This window comes from Bowmanella dokdonensis (assembly GCF_017254865.1).
Classification (GTDB): Bacteria; Pseudomonadota; Gammaproteobacteria; order Enterobacterales; family Alteromonadaceae; genus Bowmanella; species Bowmanella dokdonensis.
In genome coordinates, this window is the sequence record NZ_JAFKCV010000041.1 from 1 (window position 1) to 1,110 (window position 1,110).

General features: G+C 42.0%; 1 protein-coding gene. It reads left to right on the forward strand.

Annotation, left to right across the window (positions count from 1 at the left end):
• Positions 1 to 151: 151 nt before the first annotated feature.
• The gene (locus J0A66_RS21420) at positions 152 to 721 is read left to right on the forward strand and encodes a hypothetical protein (protein ID WP_206575897.1); all 570 of its coding nucleotides are present in this window, start codon (positions 152 to 154) and stop codon (positions 719 to 721) included.
• The last annotated feature ends 389 nt before the right edge of the window (positions 722 to 1,110 follow it).

A 1,110-nucleotide genomic window follows, 5' to 3' on the forward strand; every position in this document is an offset into this window, starting at 1 on the left:
CAGGCTGACATAATTTCCATGGCTCTTCGGCTCGTTATCGGTTTGTTTTTGGCGAAATAATCAGATCACACCAAGAGCCTTTTTTCTATCTATTTCAATGCCTTCCGCTAAAGATCCTGTCTATGAGAATGCTGTAAAAGGAAAGACAGATATGATGCTCAAGAGATTTTTTGTTTTGTTCTTCATCTTAGGGATGATGTCATGTGCATCACTCACTCCATTAGATTTCAATATTGATAAGTCTTACCTTCCCAAATTAGAGTCGACATATCTCTTTAGCGATATCAGAGTAAAACCTGCAAGAGTTAAGGAGAGAGTTGCTCCTCGAGAAATTAAAGGGGAGGATTGGATAGACCAGCCAATGGGCATTCTGGCTTCTCAACAATGGGAGTCTTCATTGGCTGACTTATTTCAGAATCCAGAAGACACCTCATCAATGGGAGTGGCTAGAGAATCTGTTTTTCTTACTGTTGAGATTCAGAGACTATCCTGGAACGGTCTAATGGGAGTTGATGTGGCAACAAGGGCTAGATATAAAGTCATAAACCCGATGACCGGAGAATTGATCTTTTCCACAGTTGTAGACTCTTTAGGCAGCGCTTCATCTACTGAGGCTTTTGTAGGAGCAAATAGAATGCGGATTGCTTTGGTAAACAGCATTAAGAGAAACATTGAAGTGTTTGCAACTTCTTTTGGACAGCACATATCTGGGAGGAGCTAGTTATCTTGCCTCTTCTGACGTGCTTGCAATAAAAAGGGGCAAAAGGGTCGCATCCAAATTAACGAAAAAGTGCGAGGAGAAAACCAGTACTTCTCCTGACTGTACTCAAGCCCTAAGTTTTCCTGTAATCATACTTTATTGAGAGCCGAAATGACCCCACCCCCTTTACTGCAACAGCCCACGTTTTTGATCGTCCGGCGCCTTATCATCTTTGTTCTCGCCGGGCTGCTGATTTTTTACCACAGCCTTACGCTGTATGAAATTGACCTTCTCCCCAGATTTAACACCATGACTTTGATGAGATTTCCAATAAACTGGAGCCAATGGAGATCTCAGAATGAAAAAACGTTATACCGAAGAACAAATCATCAAGGCCATTAAGCAGCATG